General features: G+C 73.4%; 17 protein-coding genes. 7 read left to right on the top strand and 10 right to left on the bottom strand.

Annotated features, from left to right (window positions below; translation table 11 throughout):
* Positions 1–28: 28 nt before the first annotated feature.
* From PV682_RS04675 to PV682_RS04635, 9 genes are all read right to left on the bottom strand, one after another.
* On the bottom strand, positions 29–2,914 hold the full coding sequence (locus tag PV682_RS04675; RefSeq protein WP_319724321.1) for an AfsR/SARP family transcriptional regulator: 2,886 nt from the start codon (positions 2,912–2,914) through the stop codon (positions 29–31).
* Between the two features lie 73 nt (positions 2,915–2,987).
* On the bottom strand, positions 2,988–4,259 hold the full coding sequence (locus PV682_RS04670; protein WP_319724319.1) for a methylaspartate mutase: 1,272 nt from the start codon (positions 4,257–4,259) through the stop codon (positions 2,988–2,990).
* A complete protein-coding gene (locus PV682_RS04665; RefSeq protein ID WP_319724318.1) occupies positions 4,259–4,702 on the bottom strand; it encodes a cobalamin B12-binding domain-containing protein in 444 nt (147 codons plus the stop codon). The genes PV682_RS04670 and PV682_RS04665 overlap by 1 nt, the downstream gene beginning before the upstream one ends.
* On the bottom strand, positions 4,699–5,973 hold the full coding sequence (locus PV682_RS04660) for a histidinol-phosphate transaminase (protein WP_319724316.1): 1,275 nt from the start codon (positions 5,971–5,973) through the stop codon (positions 4,699–4,701). Before PV682_RS04660 ends, PV682_RS04665 begins: the two co-directional genes overlap by 4 nt.
* 27 nt (positions 5,974–6,000) lie before the next feature.
* Positions 6,001–7,296, bottom strand: coding sequence for an ATP-grasp domain-containing protein (locus PV682_RS04655; RefSeq protein ID WP_319724314.1), 1,296 nt, complete (start codon positions 7,294–7,296; stop codon positions 6,001–6,003).
* Between the two features lie 9 nt (positions 7,297–7,305).
* Positions 7,306–7,998, bottom strand: coding sequence for a uracil phosphoribosyltransferase (gene upp, locus PV682_RS04650; RefSeq protein ID WP_319724312.1), 693 nt, complete (start codon positions 7,996–7,998; stop codon positions 7,306–7,308).
* Between the two features lie 13 nt (positions 7,999–8,011).
* The gene (locus tag PV682_RS04645) at positions 8,012–9,202 is read right to left on the bottom strand and encodes a cytochrome P450 (protein WP_319724310.1); all 1,191 of its coding nucleotides are present in this window, start codon (positions 9,200–9,202) and stop codon (positions 8,012–8,014) included.
* Positions 9,192–9,998 (bottom strand): thioesterase II family protein, encoded by an 807-nt coding sequence (locus PV682_RS04640; RefSeq protein WP_319724308.1) that lies wholly within the window; start codon positions 9,996–9,998, stop codon positions 9,192–9,194. Before PV682_RS04640 ends, PV682_RS04645 begins: the two co-directional genes overlap by 11 nt.
* 5 nt (positions 9,999–10,003) lie before the next feature.
* Positions 10,004–12,025 carry an amino acid adenylation domain-containing protein gene (locus tag PV682_RS04635; protein ID WP_319724306.1) on the bottom strand — a complete coding sequence of 674 codons (2,022 nt, stop codon included), beginning with the start codon at positions 12,023–12,025 and terminating at the stop codon, positions 10,004–10,006.
* Between the two features lie 304 nt (positions 12,026–12,329).
* Between PV682_RS04635 and PV682_RS04630 the strand changes: the two genes are divergently transcribed.
* Genes PV682_RS04630 through PV682_RS04600 form a run of 7 tightly spaced genes read left to right on the top strand, consistent with a single transcriptional unit; the run spans position 12,330 to position 19,838 of the window.
* Positions 12,330–13,223, top strand: a complete 894-nt coding sequence (locus PV682_RS04630) for an acetylating acetaldehyde dehydrogenase (RefSeq protein ID WP_319724304.1) — start codon at positions 12,330–12,332, stop codon at positions 13,221–13,223.
* On the top strand, positions 13,220–14,275 hold the full coding sequence (gene dmpG, locus PV682_RS04625; protein WP_319724301.1) for a 4-hydroxy-2-oxovalerate aldolase: 1,056 nt from the start codon (positions 13,220–13,222) through the stop codon (positions 14,273–14,275). Before PV682_RS04630 ends, dmpG begins: the two co-directional genes overlap by 4 nt.
* Positions 14,269–15,549, top strand: a complete 1,281-nt coding sequence (locus PV682_RS04620; RefSeq protein ID WP_319724299.1) for a DegT/DnrJ/EryC1/StrS aminotransferase family protein — start codon at positions 14,269–14,271, stop codon at positions 15,547–15,549. The genes dmpG and PV682_RS04620 overlap by 7 nt, the downstream gene beginning before the upstream one ends.
* Entirely contained in the window at positions 15,546–16,742 is a 1,197-nt protein-coding gene (locus PV682_RS04615; protein WP_319724297.1) for an FAD-dependent oxidoreductase, read from the top strand. Before PV682_RS04620 ends, PV682_RS04615 begins: the two co-directional genes overlap by 4 nt.
* Complete coding sequence (locus PV682_RS04610; protein ID WP_319724295.1) at positions 16,739–18,415, top strand: AMP-binding protein; 1,677 nt, start codon at positions 16,739–16,741, stop codon at positions 18,413–18,415. Before PV682_RS04615 ends, PV682_RS04610 begins: the two co-directional genes overlap by 4 nt.
* Complete coding sequence (locus PV682_RS04605) at positions 18,412–19,644, top strand: cytochrome P450 (protein ID WP_319724293.1); 1,233 nt, start codon at positions 18,412–18,414, stop codon at positions 19,642–19,644. The genes PV682_RS04610 and PV682_RS04605 overlap by 4 nt, the downstream gene beginning before the upstream one ends.
* A complete protein-coding gene (locus PV682_RS04600; RefSeq protein ID WP_319724283.1) occupies positions 19,644–19,838 on the top strand; it encodes a ferredoxin in 195 nt (64 codons plus the stop codon). The genes PV682_RS04605 and PV682_RS04600 overlap by 1 nt, the downstream gene beginning before the upstream one ends.
* Before the next feature lie 91 nt (positions 19,839–19,929).
* On the opposite strand, the gene PV682_RS04595 is transcribed toward PV682_RS04600, so the two are convergent.
* Positions 19,930–20,556 (bottom strand): 2OG-Fe(II) oxygenase, encoded by a 627-nt coding sequence (locus tag PV682_RS04595; protein ID WP_319724281.1) that lies wholly within the window; start codon positions 20,554–20,556, stop codon positions 19,930–19,932.
* Positions 20,557–20,599 lie beyond the last annotated feature (43 nt).

Raw genomic sequence — 20,599 nt, 5'->3', positions numbered from 1 at the left:
GGTACCGCCCCGGGGGCGAGGCCGCTTCTCAATCGTCCGCGGGTTCTCCTCGCAGGCGGGCGCAGGCCGCTTCGGTCTCGGGGTGGCCGAGTGCGTCGAGGATCCGCACCGCCTCCCGCCACAGGGGCACGGAGGCGGCGCGGTTCCCCTGGGCCTCGTGGGTGTCCCCCATGTGCAGGAGGGTGTCCGCCTCCAGGTAGCGGTCCTTCATGTGCTGGTAGAGCTTCAGGGCGCGCTCGTAGCAGCGCAGGGCCTCCTGGTGGTGGCCCATGTGGTGGTGGGCGTACCCGAGGCTGTCCCAGGCGGCGGCCTCGCCGTTGGTGTCGCCGATCTCCTGGTGCAGGGCCACGGCCCGGGTGCACTCGTCGACGGCCTGCCGGTAGGCGCCGTGGAGGATGTACGTCCAGCCCGTCTCGTTGAGGACGAGGGCCTGCCCGGTGAGGTTGTCCGCCGACCGGTACAGCTCCAGGGCCCGCGCGTAGTGGCGCAGGGCCGCGTCGTGGTCGTGGCGGCCGTTGGCGAGGAAGGCCAGCGACCGGTGCGTGCGGGCCTGGCCGCCCGCCTCACCGAGGCCGGTGAACAGGGCCATCGCCGCGTCGAGTTCGGTGTGGGCCGCGTCGTCCTGGGCGAGGCGCCCGTACGCGAATCCCAGCGCCCGGCGGGCCTTCGCCTCGCGGAGCCGGTCCTGGAGCAGCCGGGCGGCCTCGACGGCGGTGGACTGGATGTCGATCTGGTCCTGCCAGCGGCCCCTGCGGTCCAGGTACAGCTCCAGGGTCTGGGCCAGCAGCCAGGCGTGGGCCGGGTGGCCGCCGTCCTTGGCCTGGGCGACGGCCGACAGCAGGACGGGCAGTTCCCGCTCCAGCCAGGCCGCGGCCGAGGCGGGGTCGGTGAGGGGGTCGAGTGCGACGCCCGGTTCGGCGGGGGCGTCGGGGGCGGCGTCGATGCGGTCGGGCGTCAGCGCGCTCGCGGCGGCGTGGGCGCCGTGGACGTAGTGGTCGAGCAGGCGCCGGACGGCCGCTTCGCGGGTGCCGGCGTCGTCGTGGTCCTGGAGCTGCTCGGCGGCGTAGATCTTGAGCATGTCGTGGAAGGCGAAGCGGTTCGACGCCGGGCGGATCATCAGGTGGGCGTCGGCCAGCCTGGCCAGCAGGGTCGTGGCCTGGCGCACCGGCAGCGCGGCCAGGCTCGCCGCGGCCGTGGCGGAGAGGTCGGGGCCGGGGTGCAGGGACAGCAGCCGCAGGAGCCGCGCCGCCTCGGGGCCGAGGCCGTCGAGGGACAGGGAGAAGACGGTGCGCAGGTCGGTGTAGGGGTCGTCGTCGGCGAAGGCGTCGAGGCTGTCGTGGCCGGCCCGCAGTTCGGCGGCGATGGAGGCGAGGGAGAAGCCGGGCAGGGTGGCCGCGCGGGCCGCGATGACGGCGAGGGCGAGGGGCAGCCGGTGGCAGAACTCGACGATCGCGTCGACGGCTTCGGGTTCGGCGGCGGTGCGGCCCTGGCCCAGGTGGCGCGCGAGGACCTCGCGGGACTCCGGCTCGCTGAGCGGGCCGAGGATCAGGGGGGCGGCCCCGTGGGTGGCGACGAGGCCGCGCAGCTGGGTGCGGCTGGTGATGACGACGAGGCAGGTGCAGCTGCCCGGCAGCAGGGGGCGCACATGCTGGGAGTCGCGCGCGTTGTCGAGGACGATCAGGACCCGGCGGTCGGCGAGGATGCTCCGGTACAGGGCCATCTGGGAGTCGACGTCGGCGGGCAGGTGGCGGGCGGAGACGCCGAGGGCGATGAGGAACGAGCGCAGGGCCTCGGCGGCGGACACGCAGGGCCCGCTCACGTCGAAGCCGCGGAGGTTGACGTAGAGCTGGCCGTCGGGGAAGCGGGGCGCGAGGCGGTGGGCGAGGTGCACGGCGAGGGTGGTCTTGCCCACGCCGGCCATGCCCTCGATGGTGTTGATCACCGCGGAGCGGGTCGCGGAGTCCTCGTCGAGCTTGTCGAGGGCGCTGGTGATCCGGGCCAGTTCGTCCCGGCGGCCGACGAAGGTGCGCAGGTCCAGGGGGAGTTGGGTGGGGCGGACCGGGGCCGGCGCGGCCGGCCGCGCGGGGGGCTGCCTCGGCGGGGCCGCCCGGGGCTCGTCCTGGGGGGCCGCGGCCCGTTCCGGACGGCGCATCAGGCCCGCGTGGGCCAGGCGCAGTTCCCGGCCCGGCTCGATGCCGAGTTCGTTCTTCAGCCGCAGGCTCATCTCCTGGTACAGGCCGAACGCCTCCGCCTGGCGCCCCGTCTGGGCGAGCGCCTGGATCAGCCGGGCGTGCACCGCCTCGTCCAGCGGGTACTGGGCGGTCGCCCGGTGCAGCAGGGGCAGGACCGGGGCGGGGGTGCCGAGCGCCAGCATCAGGTCGGCGCCCTCGCGCAGGGCCGCCAGGTGTTCGCTGTCGACGGCGGAGAACAGGGGGTGCACCCGGATGTCGGGCGGGACTCCCTGCGCGGCTTCTCCGCGCCACAGGGAGAGGGCCTGGGTGTACAGCTCGGCGGCGCCGCTCACCTCGCCGCCGTCGGCGGCGTCGCGGGCGCGGGTGACGAGGTCGCGGAAGCGCAGCAGGTCGAGGGTGGTGGCGTCGGCGTCGATGCCGTAGCCCCTGGCGTGCCGGACCAGCAGGCCGCCCGGGGCGCGGGGCGGGAGGCCGGGTTCCAGCAGTTTCCGCAGGGAGCCGATGTGGCGGTGGACGACGTTCACGGCGCTGTTCGGCGGGTCGCTGTGCCACAGGACGTCGACGATCTGGCTCAGGCCGACGGTCTGTCCGGCGTGCAGCAGGAGTAACGCCAATAAGGCGCGCTGTTTCGGGGGGCCGAGGGGTAACTCGGCCTCTCCTCGCCATACTTTGACCGATCCCAGGACCGCGAATCGCACGTGCTGGTTCTGGTCTTCATTCATCTTCACTGGTCCCGGTAGGAGGAGCCTGAACTCCTCCAACCCTAGTTCGTGATCTTCCTCCTCGGGCGGCCTGTCATCGGGGGTGGCCGGTCCTGGTCGGGTGGTCGTAGCGCCGTTCGTTGTAGCTGAGCATGTCGAGCAGGCCCCGGGCGGTGAGCCGCTGCCGGTTGCCGGCCGGGCCGGGGGCCCGGGGTACCGGCACCCCCGCGGGGTCGGCCCAGGTCAGCCGGCCGCGGTCGTCGATCCGGGCCCGGCAGCGGTTCGCGTTGTCCTGGTGCAGGCAGAACGGGATGTCGAGGTGTCCGAGGGCGAACGCGCGCACGAGCGCCGATCCGACGTCGCCGCCCAGGGTCAGGGTGTGCGTGATGATCGCCCGGGCCTCCTCGTAGATCCCCGAGTCGGGGATTCCGGCCGGTTCGGCCACCGCCTCCCGCCCGGCCGCCCGCGCGGCGCGTTCCAGGGCCTCGACGTTCTCCGTGATCGACGGGATCCTGCTGGCCTCCACGGCGGTCTTGACGATCAGCCGCTCGGTCCCGGTCCGGGCGGCGAGTCTCGCGCTGGCCTCCAGGAGCCCGTACGCCCCGTGCCTGCTGCGGGGATAGACGCCCATGTAGGTGTACAGGACGGCGTGCCAGTCGGTGTCGCCGAGCCATTCCCGGGCCAGGGCGCGCAGGGCGTGGATCGCCTCGGTGTCCTGCTGCTCGCTGGTCTGCTGGGCGTAGCTGACGGAGATGTCCCGCAGTCCGTGTTCGCGGAAGAACAGGCCCTCCAGGATGCTCAGGGAGATCAGCAGGCTCGGCGGGCACAGCTGGCCCAGCATGCAGCCGCCGAAGCTCTCCAGGTGCACGGGTTCGGCGGCCTCCGCGAGCATCTCGCAGCACTCCGCCCAGGCGGCGACGGCGCGGGCCAGCGGGACGCGGCTGTAGGGCAGGCAGTAGGAGACGGGGCCGCCCTCGGTGGCGTCGATCCCGGCCGCCATCAGGCCCGCGAACAGGTCGCCGGGCAGCGCCGATCCGTGCCGCACCTGCACCGGGAAGTCGTCCCCGGCGATCCCGGCGAGCAGGCCGCGGGTCACCGCCGGGCCGTGGGCCACCAGCGGGAACCCGTTGAGATCCGCGCCCTCGTCCAGGGCGCGGCGGGCCGAGGCGTGGTCGTTCACCCGGGTGTAGCTGTCGACGGTGATGGTGCCCACCGTGGCCGCGTCGACTCTCCTGACCGCGTCGAGTCCCGCGCGCATCCGGCCGGCCGTGCCGAATCCCATGCGCGGCTGGACGACCAGTCTCCCTTCGGCCGACGCCCGCCGCACGAACCGGGTGAAGCGTCCGGGTCCGGCAGGGGGGGCCATCAGGTGCTCCGGGGCTCGGTGGAGGCGACGCGCCGCGGCGGCGCCGGCACCAGGCCGACGCAGTCGAGGAACCGGTCGAGGTCGGTGTCCGCCTCGAACACCGCGTCGAAGCCGTTCGCGACCAGTTCCGCCCGGGATCCCGCGTGCCGGGACCCGTGGACGCCCAGCTTTCCGCCGATGACGACCTTCATTCCGGCGAGGTCCGGGTGCCGGCGGATCTTCTTGATCAGCCGCAGTCCGTCGAGGTGGCCGTGTCCGTTGACCGTGCTGACGACCAGGGCGTCCGGGCGGACTCTGGCGCACGCGGACAGGACGAGGCCGTCCGGGGTGCACGCGCCGAGGTTGACGACCTGTCCGCCGTTCTCCTCCAGCAGCAGCTGGAGGAAGACGAGGTTCCACATGTGGGAGTCCGACGACACGCTGGTCACGACGTAGGTCCTCACGGGCGGTTCGTCCCGGCCACCGCGAGGAACGCGTCGTCGTCCGCCACGGTCCCGATGGTCACGCGCACGCCGTCGCCCGGGTAGGGCCGTACGGCGATTCCCGCCGACGCGCAGGCTGCGGCGAACTCCTCGGCGCGGTCGCCGAGCGGCAGCCAGAGGAAGTTCGCCTCCGAGGGCGGTACGTCGAATCCCAGGGCGAGCAGCTCGGCGCGGACCCGGTCCCGTTCGGCGGCCGTGTCCTGGACGCGGGCGAGGAGCTCCTTCCGCGCCGCGAGGGAGGCGACGGCGGCGGCCTGGGCGACGTCGCTGACGCTCAGCGGCATGACCCTGCGCCGGACGCGGGAGATCAGGCCGGGCTCAGCGAGCAGGTAGCCGACGCGCAGGCCGGCGAGGCCGTACGCCTTGGAGAAGGTGCGGGCGACGATCAGGTTCGGCCGGGCGGCGAGGAGGCGGGCGCCGAGGCCGGGGTCGCGGGCGAACTCGGCGTACGCCTCGTCGAGGACGACCAGGCAGGTGCGCGGGACGGCGTCGAGGAACCGCAGGAGGCCGGCCTCGTCGGACGCGGTGCCGGTGGGGTTGTTGGGGTTGCAGAGCAGCACCAGGCGGGTCCGCTCGTCGACGGCGGCGGCCAGGGCGTCGAGGTCGTGCCCGTCCTTCGCCAGGGGGACCCGTACCGTGCGGAAGCCCGCGAGGTCCGCGAGGACCTCGTAGCCGTCGAAGGACGGCCACGAGCAGGCGACGGCGGCGTCCGGTCCGGCGGTCACCGTGAGCAGTGCCTCAAGGAGCGTGATCGATCCGGCGCCCACCGCGACGTGGTCCGGGGTGAGGCCGTAGTGCCGGGCGAGGGCGGTGCGCAGCGCTCCGCAGGCCGGGTCCGGGTAGCGGTTGGCCTCGGTCGCGGCGCGGGTGATCGCGTCCAGGACGGACGCGGGGGGCGGGAACGGGGTTTCGTTGCGGGCGAGTTGGTGGGCGGGGGCGGGACGGTCGGGGTGGTCGGCGTCTCCGGTGCCGAGCAGCCGGGCGAGTCCGGCGTCCTCGGGGGCTGCGGCTGCGGTGCGCTTCGCCATGAACTCCGCGATGTCCGCCAGCGTGTTGAGGGCGAACAGGTCCTCGTCGGCGATGGTGACGCCGAGGCGCCGGCTGAGCTCCAGGGAGAGTTCGAAGGTGGCCAGGGAGTCCAGGCCGGCGTCCTCGCGGCTCGCGTCCGGGGAGACCTGGCCGGCCTCCACCTCCAGCTCCTCGATCATGATCGTCTTCAGCAGTTCGTACACGGGTCCTCCGGTCCGATCGCCTGGCCGTTACGCGTCGGCCGGCTTCCTTCGGGGCGTCTTCCAGCGGTCGGGCACCGCGTTGGTCCGGTGCTCCCAGACGACGTTGTCGTCCCACCACTCCTCGATCCGGCGCAGCTCCGCCCCGGTGTCGGGGCCGGTGAGCCGGAAGACCATCTCGGCGACGGGCAGGCCGAGTCCGGGGGCGCTGCCGTAGCGGCGTCCGACGTCGCCGCGGGCCCGGTAGGTGACCGTCCCCGGCAGCGGGCACGTGTCGGGCAGCGCGCGCAGGACTCCCTGGGCGGGCGGGAACCAGACGAAGCCGAGCCGTTCGCCGGTCGGGCGGATCTCGACCTGGTCGCCGCGCCCGGCCTGGCCGAGCAGGCTCGCGCCGTAGAAGTTCATGCCCAGCACGGCTTCGTGGACGTCGGTGACGAGGGCCGCGCCCGCCCGGCTGGCGATCTCGCAGACGACCAGGCGGTCGTCGGCGGTGTGGAACAGTTCGAGGTGGAAGGCGCACAGGCCGGGTACGGCGGGCAGCGCGGCCACGACCTGCCGTGCGGTGTCGCGCAGCCGCTCGGACAGGGGGTCGTCGTCGGGCATCATCCCCGTCATGGTCGGGGCGTCGAAGGCGACGGAGAACCAGTCGGAGTACAGGTTGCGGGAGGGCACGGCCAGCACCGCCTCGCCGTCCTTCATGAGGCCGTTGACGTGGTGGAAGTCGCCCTCGATCCAGGCTTCGGCCAGCCGGGTGGCGCCGTCGGGGCGCTCCGGGAGGGCGCTCAGGGCGTCCTCGTCCATCAGGACCGACGTGCCGTTCGAGGCGCCGGAGTCGAGTTCCTTGACGACGACCGGGAAGCCGACCTTCCACGCGAACTCGGCGAGTTCGTCGTTGGTGCGGAACGCGCGCATGGGCGCGACGTCGATGCCCGCCGCCGCCAGCGTCGTCTTCATGACGTGCTTGTCCCGGTAGGCCGTGGCGGAGGCGAGGCTCTGGCCGGGCAGGCCGAGTTCGGCCCGCAGGCGCGCCGCGCGCAGCACCTCGCGCTCGCCGAGCGACAGGATCCGGCGTACGCCGAACCTGCGGGCTAGGTCGACGAGTTCGGCGTCGGGCAGCTCCCAGAGGCTGGGCACCACCTCCAGGTGGAGGAAGCGCTCCGCGTACGCGTCGAGGTCGGCGGTGGGGATGTCCGCGCGCGTGGTCACCACGACCAGTTCGCGCTCCGCGTCCGGGAACCACTCGTGCAGGCGGGAGACGATCTCCTTGGTGTTCAGCAGGAGGAACGGACCCTGTTCGGCGGCCATGTTCACCTTTCGGTCAGTCATCGATTCCCTCTACGCGTCCGTGCCGAAGTAGCGGTCCCCGAAGTCCCCGATGCCGGGCAGCATCCACGCGTTCTCGTCGAGCCGTTCCTCGATGGCGGAGGTCACGATCCGCACCCGGGGGTACCGCTCGCAGACGGCGGTGATGCCCTCGGGGACGGTGATGAGGTTGACGAAGACGATGTTCTCCTCGGGCACGCCGAGGTCGGTCAGCACCCGCAGGGCCGACAGGGCGGTCCCGCCGGTCGCCATGACCGGGTCGAGGAGCAGGACGTGGCGCCGGGCGAGGTCGGCGGGCAGGGCGGTGTAGTGGAGATGGGCCTGTTTGGTCGTCTCGTCCCGCTGGATGAGGATCTTCCCGATCCTGATGCCGGGGCAGACGTCCCGCAGTTCGCCCTCCATGCTCTCCCCGGCGCGCACCACGGTGACCCCGCACAGTCCGGAGGCGAAGCGCAGCCCCTGGTAGGCGGCGCCGGTCGGGGTGCGGACCTCGTGCGGTTCGAAGGGCAGCAGGTCGAGGCCGGCTTCGAGCAGCAGGCGGATGATCCGGCGCGAGCAGTGGACGAAGTCCTCCCGGCGGGCGTCCCGGTCGCGGATCACGGTGTGCAGGGCGCACAGTTGGTCGGTCTGGGGCAGCAGGCGGACGCTGGTGCCGAGGTACTGGTCGATCGCGGGGGCGGGAGCGGGGGCGGTCGGCGCGGTCATGGGGCAGGTCTCCTCAGGCCCTCGGGACGAACTTCACGGGGAGCGAGTCGAACCCCCACAGCAGGTTCGAGCGCAGGCGGCGGACCTGGCCGGCGAGTTCGGCGACCTCGACGCGGGCCAGGAGTTCCTCGAACATCACCGTGAGTTCGAGCTTGGCGAGCGAGGAGCCGATGCAGTAGTGGTTGCCCTGGATGAAGCCCAGGTGCCGGTTGGGGTCCCGGGTGATGTCGAAGCGGTCGGGGTCGTCGAAGACCGTCTCGTCGCGGTTGGCGGAGGGCAGCCAGGCGACGACGTGGTCCCCGGCGCTGATCCGCTGCCCGCCGAGTTCGGTGTCCTCGGTGGCGGTGCGCAGCGCGTGCATGACGGGCGAGGTGTAGCGCACGACCTCCTGGATCGCGGAGGGCATGAGGGCGGGCTCGTCGCGCAGCCGCCGCCACTGATCGGGGTTGTCGATGAGGGCGAGCAGTCCGCCGACGGTGGCGTGCCGGGTCGTCTCGTTGCCGCCGGAGACGAGGGCGTCGCAGTTGTAGAGGATCTCCTGGTCGGTGAGCGGGGCGCCGTCGATCTCGCCGCACACCAGGGCGCTCATGAGGTCGTCCTTCGGTTCCCGCCTGCGCTGCTCGGCGAGGTCCTGGAAGTGGAGGAGGATCTCGGTGTGGGCCTGGATCTTGCGCGCCTCCTCGGTCTCGTCGAGGGCGGTGGAGCTCCAGGCGAAGCGGGTGCGCTCGACCATGAAGTCCCAGTCCTCGGGCGCGACGCCGAGCATGTCGCAGATGACGGAGACCGGCAGTTTCTGGGCGACGCGGGTGAACTCGCACTCCCCCTCGGCCAGCGCCTCGTCGATGGCTCGGGCGGCCGTCGCCCGCATGTTGGTCTCCAGCCGGCTCACCATGCGCGGGGTGAACGCGGAGCTGACGACCTTGCGGATCTTGTCGTGCCGGGGCGGGTCGGTGATGTTGAGCATCTTCCCGGCCGCGGCGGCGAGGACCTGCGGGTCGGAGTCGAGGCGCATCCCGTTCTGGGAGCTGAACACGCGGGGGTCGGTGAGCAGGTCCGTGCACAGGCCGTGCGTCATGACCGCCCAGAAGTGCTCCCCGTTCGCGCGCTGGTTGCGGTAGACGGGGTGTTCGGCGCGCAGCCGCGCCCAGACGGGTCCGGGGTCGGAGTCCCGGTAGAGAAGCGGGTCGGACAGGTCAACGTTCATCAGCTCTCCCGTTCATCGGTGCGGTGCCGAGTACGTCGCGCAGGGCGCGCAGCACGTCGCCCTGGTGTTCGCCCAGGTAGAAGTGGCCGCCGGGGAAGGTGCGGAGGGTGAAGCGGCCCCGGGTCGCGCCGGCCCAGGCGCCCGCGTCGCCGGCTTTCACCGCCTCGTCCTGGCGGCCCACGAACGCGGTGACGTCGGTGCGCAGCGCGGGGCCGCCGGCGCGCGGGACGTAGGACTGGACGATGCGGTAGTCGTCGCGGACCGCCGGCAGGAAGGCGGAGCGCATGTCGGGGTCGTCCAGCAGGCCCGCGGTGCCGGAGCCCAGTTCCTTGAGGAGGGCCACGAGCCGGTCGTCGTCCAGGAGGTGGGCGCCTTCCTGCCCGGCGAAGGGCCGCACCCGGTGGGGGGCGCCGCACCCGGAGACCACGAGGTGGCGTACGGCGCCGGCCGAGCCGTCGGCCGTGAGGCGGCGCAGGACCTCGTAGCCGACGACGGCGCCCATGCTGTGCCCGAAGAGGACGGCGGGCCGGTCGAGGAGTCCGCGCAGTTCCTCGGTGACCTGGTCGGCGAGGGTGTGCAGGTCGGGCGGGAAGTCGTCCCTGATCCGGTTCTCGCGGCCCGGGTACTGGACGGCCCACACCTCGGCCCCGGCGAGGCCGCCGCCGCCCCAGTCGCGGAAGTAGCTGGCCGCGCCCCCGGCGTGCGGGAAGCACACGAGCCGGGTTTCGGCCGGTGGCCCGTAGGAGCGGAGCCAGCGGCTGTCGGGCCGGACGGCGGCGGTCTGTCGCGGTGCCACGCCGGTCAGCTCCGCCCGGCGCGGTCCGCCGCGCCGTCGCCGGACGCCCGGGTGACGGCCTCGGCGAGCCCGGCGATGGTCGGGGACTCGAACAGGACGCGGGCCGTCATGCCGACGTCGAACCGGGCGCGGATGCGGGCGATGAGGCTCGCGGCGAGCAGGGAGTGGCCGCCCACCTGGAAGAAGTCGGCGTCGACGCTGATGCCGCGGCGGCCGAGGACGTCCTCCCAGATGTCCGCGAGGACCGCTTCCACCGGGGTGCGCGGCGCGACGTGGGCGGCCTCGGTGGCGTCGTCGGGTTCGAGGGCGAGCAGGGCGGCCCGGTCGATCTTCCCGTTGGGGGTCAGGGGGAAGGCGTCCAGGACGCGGACGGCCGCCGGGATCATGTACCACGGCAGGTGGCCGCGCAGGTGGGCGATCAGGTCGGCGGGCGCGGCCCGCCCGCTCGCGGTCACGAAGCAGACGAGGGTGCTGTCGGGGCCGTCGCCCGTCACCTGGGCGACGCAGGCCCGGACGTCCTCGTGTTCGGTGAGCACGGTCTCGATCTCGCCGAGTTCGATGCGGTAGCCGCGCAGTTTCACCTGGTGGTCGCGGCGGCCGAGGAACTCGAGGCAGCCGTCGGCGTCGGCGAGCACCAGGTCCCCGGTGCGGTAGAGCCGGCTGCCGGGCACGCCGGAGAAGGGGTCGGGCAGGAACCGCTCGGCGGTGGTCTGCGGCGCGCCCAGGTAGCCGACGGCCACGCCCGCCCCGCCGATGAACAGCTCCCCCGGCTCTCCCACGGGGACCGGCCGCAGGGCGTCGTCGAGGACGTACGTGCGGACGTTGTCGATGGGGCGGCCGATCGGGACGGAGCTGTACTCGCTGCCCTCCCACGCGGCGCCCGGCTCGTGGACCGTGGTGGTGATGGTGCCCTCGGTCGGGCCGTAGACGTTGAACCAGCGGATGTCCTCGCCGACGTGTTTCTTCCAGGTCAGCAGCGCCTGGCGGGCCGCCTTCTCGCCGGCCACGATCATGGTGCGCAGCGTGGACTCGGTGGCCAGCCGCAGCAGGCAGTCCTCTTCCGCGACCCAGCTGTGCCAGAAGGCGGTGGGCACGCTCAGGAAGGTCGTGCCGGTGTCGATGACCTGCTGGGTCAGGGCCCGGAACGTCTGGCGCAGGGGGTCGCTGCCGAGGACGAGGGCCGCGCCGTGCAGGAGCGGCGGGAAGATCTCCTCGGCGGCGGCGTCGAAGCTCAGGGGCCTGCACTGGAGGACGCGGTCGCCGGGGGCGAAGGCGAAGTGCCGGTTCACGGCCGCGCTGTGGTTGGCCAGCGAGCGGTGCGTGACCAGGACGCCCTTGGGGCGGCCCGTGGAGCCGGAGGTGTGGATGACGTAGGCGACGTCCGACGGGAGCGGGGCGGGGCCGTCCGGGGCGGGCGCGGTGTCGGGGTTCTCGCGGTGCTGGTCGAGGCAGACGATCTCGCCGTCGTAGTCGGGGAAGAGCGGCCTGAGCGGCTCCTGGGTGAGGAGCAGGCGCGCTCCCGTGTCGGCGAGGACGTACCGCAGCCGTCCGGCCGGGTACTCCGGGTCGAGGGGCACGTAGGCGGCGCCGGTCTTCAGGACCCCGAGCAGGGCCGTGATCATCTGCGGTGACCGTTCGACGCACAGCCCCACGAAGGCGCCGGGGCCGACGCCGCGTCGCCGCAGATGCGCGGCCAACTCGCTGGATTCGTCGTCGAGTTGACGGTACGTCAGTTCCTGGTCCCGCCAGATCAGGGCCGGTGCGCCCGGGGTGCGCGCGGCCTGGGCGGCGAACAGGTCGTGCAGGCAGGCGCCCGGTGCGTCGTCCCTGTCGTCCGGCGACCGCGCGGGCCGGATGTCCGGCCAGTGGGCGCCGACGTACTCCAGGCACTCCTGGCGGCTCGCCGCCCGGTGCGCGACGCGCCAGCCCGGTGGTACGTCGAGGCCGCCGGCCCACAGAGCGTGCCGGTTCTCGCTGTTCACCAGGACCAGAGAGACACCGTTGTCGTCATGTATCGGGTTGACCACGGCTCGCAGTCCCCTTCGGATGCTAAAGGTGCGGCGTACGGACTGGCGTTGTGCCAGGAGCAGCCCCCGCCAGGGAGGCGGCGGGGGCTGCCCTCGGGGGCAGTGCCCGCACAGCATGGCTCCGCGTCCCTGCAAGGGCCTCGCCGCCTCGCTTGCCCTGCCCGCGGCGCCGCCCGGTCAGCGCGACGGCGAGCCGTCGGCAAGGTCACGGGCCCAGGCTGCTGCTCGTGGGAGCCCCGTATCCGGCCCCCGCGACCGGCCCCGGGCCGGAGCACGCCGCACCTTGACGGAAAGGCGACTGCCCATGCAAGCAACTGGACGGCTGTCCGTATCGATACTCGGCGCCGGGCTCATCGGTATGGACCTGGCGACCAAGATCATGCGTTCGGACCGCCTCGACCTGCGGCTCGTCGCGGGCCGGCACGACGCCGCTCCAGGGCTGCGGCGCGCGGCGCGGCGCGGTCTGCCGGTCGCGACCGGGGGCATCCAGTCCCTCGTCGACGCCGGGGAGGAGTTCGACGTGGTGTTCGACGCGACCAACGCGTCCTGCCACGCCGAGCACGCGGAGCGGCTCGCGGCATCCGGCGCGATGATCGTCGACCTGACGCCCAGCCGGGTCGGGCAGATGATCGTCCCGACCGTCAACCGGGCGGACATCGGCTCCCACCGGGACATCTCCATGGTGACCTGCGGCGGGCAGGCGTGCGTGCCGGTCCTGCACGCGATTGCGCGGGAGCACGAGATCGACCGCATCGAGGTCGTGACCACGGCCGCGACCTTGAGCGTGGGCCGCGCCTCGCGCCTGAACCTCGACGAGTACGTGCGCACGACGCAGGACGCGATCCGCTGGTTCACCGGCGTCGAGGACGTGAAGGCGCTCGTCAACATCAGCCCGGCGCGGCCCGCGGCCACCTTCAGGGTCGCGATGTACCTGGTGGGCAAGGACCTCACCACGGCGTCGGTGCGCTCGCTGGTGGCCGGGGCCGCCGAGGAGATCCGCTCCTACGTCAAGGGGTTCGACGTGAGCGTGTGCACCGTCAACGACTCCACGGCCTTCGTCTCCGTGGAGGTCACGTCGTCCGGGGACCACTTGCCCTCCTACGCCGGGAACCTCGACATCATCAACTCCGCCGCGATCCAGGCCGCCGAGTGCTACGCGGCGGACCTCCTCGCGCCGGCGGGCGGGGAGACGGCATGAGCCAGGAAGCGGGCAGGCCGATCCTGATCCACGACCCGACGCTGCGCGACGGCCAGCACGCCGTGCGGCACAGCCTGGGCGCCGAGCAGTTCCGCGCCTACCTGAAGGCGGCGGACGCCGCGTCGGTCCCGGTGGTCGAGGTCGGCCACGGCAACGGGCTGGCCGCCTCGTCCCTCCAGGTCGGCCGGGCCCGCCTCAGCGACGACGAGATGATGTCGATCGCCCGGGAGACCCTGACGACCAGCAAGCTGGGCGTGCTCATGTTCCCGGGCTGGGCCACGACCCAGGACCTCAAGAACGCCCTCGCGTACAAGGTCGACCTGGTGCGCATCGCGACGCACTGCACCGAGGCGAGCGTCGCCGAGCGCCACCTCGGCTTCCTGCGCGACGAGGGCGTGGAGGCGCACGGCATCCTGCTGATGACGCACATGGCGAGCCCCGGCCAGCTCGCCGAGGAGTGCGCGCGCCTGGTCGGGTTCGGCGCCACCGGCGTCGGCATCCTCGACTCCTCGGGCTACTTCCTGCCCTCGGACGTCACGGCGCGTATCGAGGCCATCTGCGCGGCCGTCGACGTGCCGGTGATGTTCCACGGGCACAACAACCTCGGGATGGCCGTGGCGAACTCGGTCGCGGCGGCACAGGCGGGCGCGGGCATCCTCGACGCGTGTGCGCGGGGCTTCGGCGCGGGCGCCGGCAACACCCAGCTTGAGGTGCTGGTGCCGGTGCTGGAGCGGCTGGGGTTCCGGACGGGCATCGACCTGTACCGGCTCCTGGACGCCGCGGACCTCGCCGAGCGGGAGCTGATGCCGGCGCCGCCCGCCATCGACTCCGTGTCCATCGTCAGCGGGCTGTCCGGCGTGTTCTCGGGGTTCAAGAAACCGGTGCTGGACATCGCCGCGCGGGAAGGCGTCGACCCGCGCGACGTCTTCTTCGAGCTCGGCCGGCGTCAGGTGGTCGCGGGCCAGGAGGACCTGATCGTGGAGGTGGCGCTGGCCCTGCGCGCCGCCCGGGACAGGGACGGCCTCGCGGGCGGCGGGACCGGGCCGTGCTGAGCGTGAACGAGAACTCCCGGTACTTCGTCCCGGCCCCCTCCGTGGGCAGCATCCTCGGGGACGCCGAACTGGCGGCGCTGGACAGCGTCGTCCGGTCCGGCGAGAGCCTCTCGCAGGGGCGGTGGCGGGACGCGTTCGAGCAGGCGATGCGCGAGCACATCGGCAGCCGGTACGCGATGACCGTCACCAGCGGCACCGTCGCCGTCGCGCTCGCCGTGCACCTGCTGGACCTCGCCCCCGGCGACGAGGTCATCGTGACGCCGCAGACCTTCAAGGCCACCGCCGACCCGCTGCTGGCCCACGACGTGACCGTCCGCTTCTGCGACGTGGAGCCGGACACCCTGAACGTGGACCCCGCCTCGTTCGAGTCGCTGATCACCCCGCGCACCAGGGCCCTGATCCTGGTCCACTACGGCGGCCGGCCGGCCCGGATGGACGAGATCATGCGGGTGGCCCGGCGGCACGGCGTCCGGGTGATCGAGGACTGCGCCCACGCGCTGGGCGCCCTCTACCGGGGCCGGCGGCCCGGCGTCCTCGGCGACATCGGGTGCTTCAGCTTCCACTCCAGCAAGAACATCACGACCCTCGGCGAGGGCGGCATGCTCACCTTCGGCGACCCGGAGTGGGCCGAGCGCGTCGACCGCATCCGCTCCAACGCCGCCGACGGGACCTTCGTCCCGTCCCCCCTGCGGGCCGGTCCTTACGACCGCGCCGAGCCCTGGATGATGTGGGCGGGCGACTCGTACGAGAACGAGTGCCTGCGCGTCCGCCACCCCGGCGGCAACGCCACGCTCAGCGAGGCCGGGGCGGCCGTCGGGCTCGTCCAGCTGGAGCGGCTCGGGGAGCTGGTGGAGCGGCGGCGGTGGATCGCCGGCCGGCTCGCGCAGACGCTGGCGGAGTTCCCGCAGGTGCGGCTGGCCGGGGTGCCCGAGGACGTCCACCACCCCTACCACCTTTTCACCTTCTTCGTCCGGCCGGGCCAGGGCGCGAGCCGCGACGACGTCATCCGCGCCCTGGAGGACGCCGGGGTCCAGGTGCAGGTGCGCTACTTCCCGCTGCATCTGCGCCCGGAGTGGCGGGGCCGGGGCCACCGGCTCGGGGAGTGTCCGGTCACCGAACGGGTCTGGTTCCACGAGCAGGTCAACCTGCCCTGCTACCCGTCGATGACCGACGGCCAGGTCGAGCACCTGGTGCTGGCCCTGAAGTCCGCGCTCACCGGACGGCGGGGCGCGGGCGGGGACGGAACGCCGGACTACGAGGAGGCCCGGGCATGACGGAGTCGTACGACGTGGTGGTCGTGGGCGGCGGGCCCATCGGCCTGGCCAGCGCCTGGGAGGCGGCCGGGCGCGGCCTGCGGGTCCTGGTCCTGGAGCGGCACACGTTCTTCAACGAGACCGCGGGGACGAGCGGCGCCGAACGCCACTGGCGCCTCCAGTACACCGAGGAGGACCTGTTCCGCCTCACGCTGGAGACCCTTCCGCTGTGGCGGGCGCTGGAGAGCCGGTGCGAGCGCCGGCTCATCCACGAGATCGGCAGCCTCTGGTTCGGGGACACCGACGTGGTCACCAACGAGGGCCAGATATCGGGCACCGCCGAGATGATGGACAAGCTCTCGGTGCGCTACGAGTGGCTCAAGGCCACCGACATCGAGCGGCGGTTCGGGTTCCGCAACCTGCCCCGGGACTACGAGGGGTTCCTCCAGCCCGACGGCGGGACCATCGACGTCAGGGGAACCCTGTCGGCCCTCTTCACCCTCGCCCAGGCGGCCGGCTGCACCCTGCGCGCCGGGGAGGCGGTGACGGCGCTCGTGCCGGACGGGAACGGCGTGACCGTCACCACCGACCGGGGCACCTACCGGGCCGGCAAGGCCGTGCTGGCCTGCGGCCCCTACACCAACGACCTGCTGGAGCCGCTGGGCGCGCGGCTCGCGTACTCGGTGTACGAGATGGCGATCGCCACCTACCGGCAGGCCGCCCCGGTGGCCGGGTCGGTGGCCGGGTCGCCGTTCTGGTTCGCCTTCCAGCAGCCGACGCCGAAGGACACCAACCTGTTCTACGGGTTCGGCCACAACCCGTGGGCGCCCGGCGAGTTCGTGCGCTGCGGGCCGATCTTCGAGGTGGACGCGCTCGACCACCCGTCGGCGGCCACGGGCGTCGCCGACCGGCGCCAGATGCGGCGCCTGTCGGGCTGGCTGCGCGACCACGCGCCCCACGTCGACCCCGACCCGGCCCGGACCTCGACCTGCCTGGCCGTGCTGCCCACGGACACCGAACGGCAGTTCTTCCTCGGCACCGCCCGCGACCTGATGCCGCACGGGGAACGGCTCGTCGTGTACGGCGCGGGCTGGGCGTTCAAGTTCGTCCCGCTCTTCGGCCGGATCTGCGCCGACCTCGCCATGGACGACGCCACCCCGTACGACATCTCACGGCTCGCCCTCCAGCCGGCCCAGGCAGGTGACAGGACGTGAATCCGTTCCGCCCCGATGATCCCGGGCTTCCGCGCGTCCCGCCGGACCGCGCCCGGGAGTACCGCGACCGCGGCTGGTGGCTGCCCGAGCGGGTCGACCGGCTGGCGCTGCGCCATGTGGACGACGACCCCGGCAAGGAGGCCGTCCGGGGCCCCGGCGGCCGGCTGACCCGGCGCGAGCTGGCGGACGCCGTCACCGGCGCCGCCGCCCGGCTGGCCGCCCTCGGGATCGCGCGCGGGGACCGCGTACTCGTCCAGCTCCCCAACGACCTGGAGCTGGTCGTCCTGCCGCTGGCGCTGATGCGGCTGGGCGCGCACCCGGTCATGGCGGTGCCCACGCTGCGCCGCCGCGAGCTGCTCGCGGTGGTGGCGGCGACCCGGCCCACGGCCGTGGCCGTACCGCGCCGCTGGCAGCGCTTCGACCATGTCGCGCTGGCGCGGGAGCTCCAGGAGAGCTGCCCGGACATCCGGCACGTCCTGGTCGCCGACCGCGCCTCGGACACCGTTCCCGACGGCACCGAGGACCTCGTCGCGCTGTGCCGTCCGGACCCCGGGGCGAAGCCCCTGCCCGACCTGGGGCCGCCGCTGGCCGACGAGCCCGCCGTCTTCCTGCTGTCCAGCGGGACCACCGGGCCGCCGAAGGCCATCGCGCGCGCCCACGAGGGCTACGGCTACATGATCCGCACGGCCGCCCGGTGGGCCGGTCTCTCGGCGGACACGGTGTACCTCGCCGTCATGTCGGGGGCGCACGGCTTCGTCCTCAACTGCCCCGGCATGCTGGGCGTCCTGGCCTTCGGCGGGCGGATCGTGCTGGGCTCGCCGGGAGATCCCGGGGCGGCCCTCGACCTCGTCGACCGGGAGGGGGTGACGCACACGACGCTGGTGCCCGCGCTGGTCGCCCAGTGGCTGGACGAGGTCCGCCGGCGGGGCCGCGGGCCGACGACGCTGCGCGTGATGCAGGCAGGCGGCGCCCGTCTCGAGCCCGCCCCGGCAGCCGACGCCCGGGAGCTGCTCGGCTGCACGGTGCAGCAGTGCTACGGCATGAGCGAGGGCCTGCTGACCTACACCGCCCTGGACGACCCCGCCGACGTCATCACCCACACCCAGGGCCGGCCCGCCTCGCCCGGCGACGAGATCCGCGTCGTGGCCGAGGACGGCACGGAGGTGGCTCCCGGCGCGGTGGGGGAGCTGCTGACCAGGGGGCCGTACACGGTCGCCGGGTACTACGCGGCCCCCGAGGCCGACGCGCGCGCCTTCACCGCCGACGGCTTCTACCGCACCGGCGACCTGGCGCGCCGCCACCCCTCGGGCGGCCTGGTCGTGGAGGGCCGGATCGGCGACGTCATCAACCGGGGCGGGGAGAAGATCTCCGCCGGGGAGATCGAGTCGCTCCTCGGGGAACACCCCCTGCTGCGGGCGGTCGCGGCGGTCGCCATGCCGCACCCGGTGTGGGGGCAGACGGTCTGCGTCTTCGCCGTCCCCGCCGACCCCGCCGACCCGGGGAAACAGCCGACCCTGCTGGGCCTGCGCCGCTTCCTCGCCGAGCACGGCATCGCCACGTACAAACTGCCCGAGGATCTGCGGATCGTCGACGCCCTGCCGATGATCGGCGTCGGGAAGATCAACCGGGTCGCCCTTCGCGCGGCGGCACAGGAACGGGAACGGACCCCATGACCGAGATCCTCGACCACGACACCCCGTCGTTCCCGATGGCCCGCGCGTGCCCCATGCACCCGCCCGCCGAGTACCGGGAGCTGCGCGGGCGGGAGCCGGTCAGCCGGGTCCGGATGCCCGACGGCCAGCTCGCCTGGCTGGTCACCGGGCACGAGCAGGCCCGCAAGCTGCTCGCCGACCCGCGGGTCAGCGCCGACCGCCTGCACCCGGCGTTCCCTGGGAGGCTGACCGCCGAGCAGCGCGGGGCGGCCGAGCGGGTCCGCCGGCTCAGCACCCGGCGCTCCATGATCCACCTGGACGGCGCCGAGCACGGGGCCCACCGCAAGCTCCTGACCGGCGAGTTCTCGCTGCGCCGGATCGCCGCCCTGCGCCCGCGCGTCCAGGAGATCGTCGACCGGAGCATCGACGAGCTGCTGGCCGCGCCGCAGCCCGCCGACCTCGTCGAGCACGTGTCGGAGACGGTGCCGTCGCTGGTGATCTGCGAGCTGCTGGGCGTGCCCCATGAGCGGCGCCGCGAGTTCCACACGTGGGCGGGCATGCTGGTCAGCCGGTCCGTCCCCGTGCGGGAGCGCGCCGCGGCCTCCGACGCGCTCAACGAGTTCCTGGAGGACCTCGTGACCGAGAAGGAGCGCGGCGAGCCCTCCGACGACCTGATCGGGCGGCTCATCGCGCGCAACCGGCGGACGCCGGTGATGACGCACGACGAGATCGTCGGCACCGCCGTCATGCTGCTGATCGCCGGGCACCAGACCACCGCGAACATGATCTCGCTGGGCGTGGTCGCGCTGCTGGAGCACCCGGAGCACCGGGCGCGGATCGCGGCCGACCCCGCGCTGCTGCCCCCGGCGATCGAGGAGATGCTGCGCTACTTCAGCGTCGTGGAGAACGCGCCCGCCCGGGTCGCCACCGAGGACATCGAGATCGGCGGCGTCACCATCCGCAAGGACGAGGGCATCGTCGTGTCGGGCCTGGCCGCCGACTGGGACGAGGAGGTCTTCGCCCACCCGGACCGGCTCGACTTCGAGCGCGGCGCGCGCCACCACGTCGCCTTCGGGTACGGCGTCCACCAGTGCCTCGGGCAGAACCTGGCCCGGGTGGAGCTGGAGGTCGTGTTCGAGACGCTGCTGCGGCGGGTGCCGGGCCTGTCGCTGGCCGGGCCGGCCGGGGACCTGCCGTACAAGGACGACGCCGGGATCTACGGCATCTACCAGGTGCCGGTGAACTGCTGATGCGCGTCATCGCGGACAGGGGCCGGTGCGTGGGCGCCGCCCAGTGCGTCCTGGTGGCGCCCGGCGTCTTCGACCAGGACGAGGAGGGGCTGGTCGCGCCGCTGACGGTGGAACCGGCCGGGGCGGACGGGCCGGCCGTCCGGCAGGCGGTCCAGCTGTGCCCGTCGGCGGCCATCCGGATCGACGAGGAGTGAGCGGGAGGGACGAGGAGAGCCATCGACGGAAGCCGCCGCCCGAGACAGCTCGGGCGGCGGCTTCCGTCGCTTTCGGGCCGGGGCTCGCGGGCTACTCGAAGAACGCCATGGAGACCGACTGCCGTACCAGGCCCCGCCCTTCGGCGACCGGCGTCATCTGGTGCCAGGACGAGGGCGAGGCCGAGTAGAACCAGGCGGTGCCTCCCGTCGGGGGCATCGTCGAGGCGGGGCCGGCCGACCTGTCCGGGCCTGACCAGTACTCCTGGTCTCCGCCGCCGTCGGCCGGCCAGTGCTCGTTGAGGTGCAGGGCGAAGGCGAGCCTCTTGTGCTGTTTGCCGGCGCTGAGGTCCTCGAAGTCGCCGTCGTAGTGGTGGTAGATCTCGGCCCGGCGGTGGAGCCCGGCGGTGTCCACGCCGGTCTCGCGGCGGAGCCAGCCGCTGAACTCGTCGGACAGCAGGTCGGTGACCAGTTCGCGCCAGGGCGCCGGCAGGGGGATGTCGTCGGGGGTGATCCCGGTCTTGTTGTCGGAGAACGGCAGGACGGACGAGCGGTAGCGGCGCCGTACGTCACCGGTCGAGGTGTCGATCCGCCGGAACAGGCCCGCGTCCGGCGCGGTGGCGCCGAGGCCGGCCAGGTCGCGCGCGGAGAGCAGACCGGCACCGCGGAAGTGCCGGAAGGGGTGGTCCCACGTTTCGAGCCGGACGTCCAGGTTGATCAAGACTCGCACCTCTCGGCGGCCGGCGGGGTGTGCCGGTTCGGGT

Origin of the sequence: Streptomyces niveiscabiei (assembly GCF_033794345.1) — a bacterium.
Taxonomy (GTDB): domain Bacteria; phylum Actinomycetota; class Actinomycetes; order Streptomycetales; family Streptomycetaceae; genus Streptomyces; species Streptomyces niveiscabiei.
Note: the sequence above shows the minus strand (reverse complement) of the source record. Positions and strands in the feature narration are given on the sequence as shown.

Excerpts from the sequence above, each read along its gene's own strand:
- PV682_RS04630 (WP_319724304.1), top strand. The coding sequence starts at position 12,330 with ATGCAAGCAACTGGACGGCTGTCCGTATCGATACTCGGCGCCGGGCTC.
- PV682_RS04655 (WP_319724314.1), bottom strand. The coding sequence starts at position 7,296 with ATGACTGACCGAAAGGTGAACATGGCCGCCGAACAGGGTCCGTTCCTC.
- dmpG (WP_319724301.1), top strand. The coding sequence starts at position 13,220 with ATGAGCCAGGAAGCGGGCAGGCCGATCCTGATCCACGACCCGACGCTG.
- PV682_RS04645 (WP_319724310.1), bottom strand. The coding sequence starts at position 9,202 with ATGAACGTTGACCTGTCCGACCCGCTTCTCTACCGGGACTCCGACCCC.
- PV682_RS04600 (WP_319724283.1), top strand. The coding sequence starts at position 19,644 with ATGCGCGTCATCGCGGACAGGGGCCGGTGCGTGGGCGCCGCCCAGTGC.
- PV682_RS04670 (WP_319724319.1), bottom strand. The coding sequence starts at position 4,259 with ATGGCCCCCCCTGCCGGACCCGGACGCTTCACCCGGTTCGTGCGGCGG.
- PV682_RS04605 (WP_319724293.1), top strand. The coding sequence starts at position 18,412 with ATGACCGAGATCCTCGACCACGACACCCCGTCGTTCCCGATGGCCCGC.
- PV682_RS04675 (WP_319724321.1), bottom strand. The coding sequence starts at position 2,914 with ATGAATGAAGACCAGAACCAGCACGTGCGATTCGCGGTCCTGGGATCG.
- upp (WP_319724312.1), bottom strand. The coding sequence starts at position 7,998 with ATGACCGCGCCGACCGCCCCCGCTCCCGCCCCCGCGATCGACCAGTAC.
- PV682_RS04615 (WP_319724297.1), top strand. The coding sequence starts at position 15,546 with ATGACGGAGTCGTACGACGTGGTGGTCGTGGGCGGCGGGCCCATCGGC.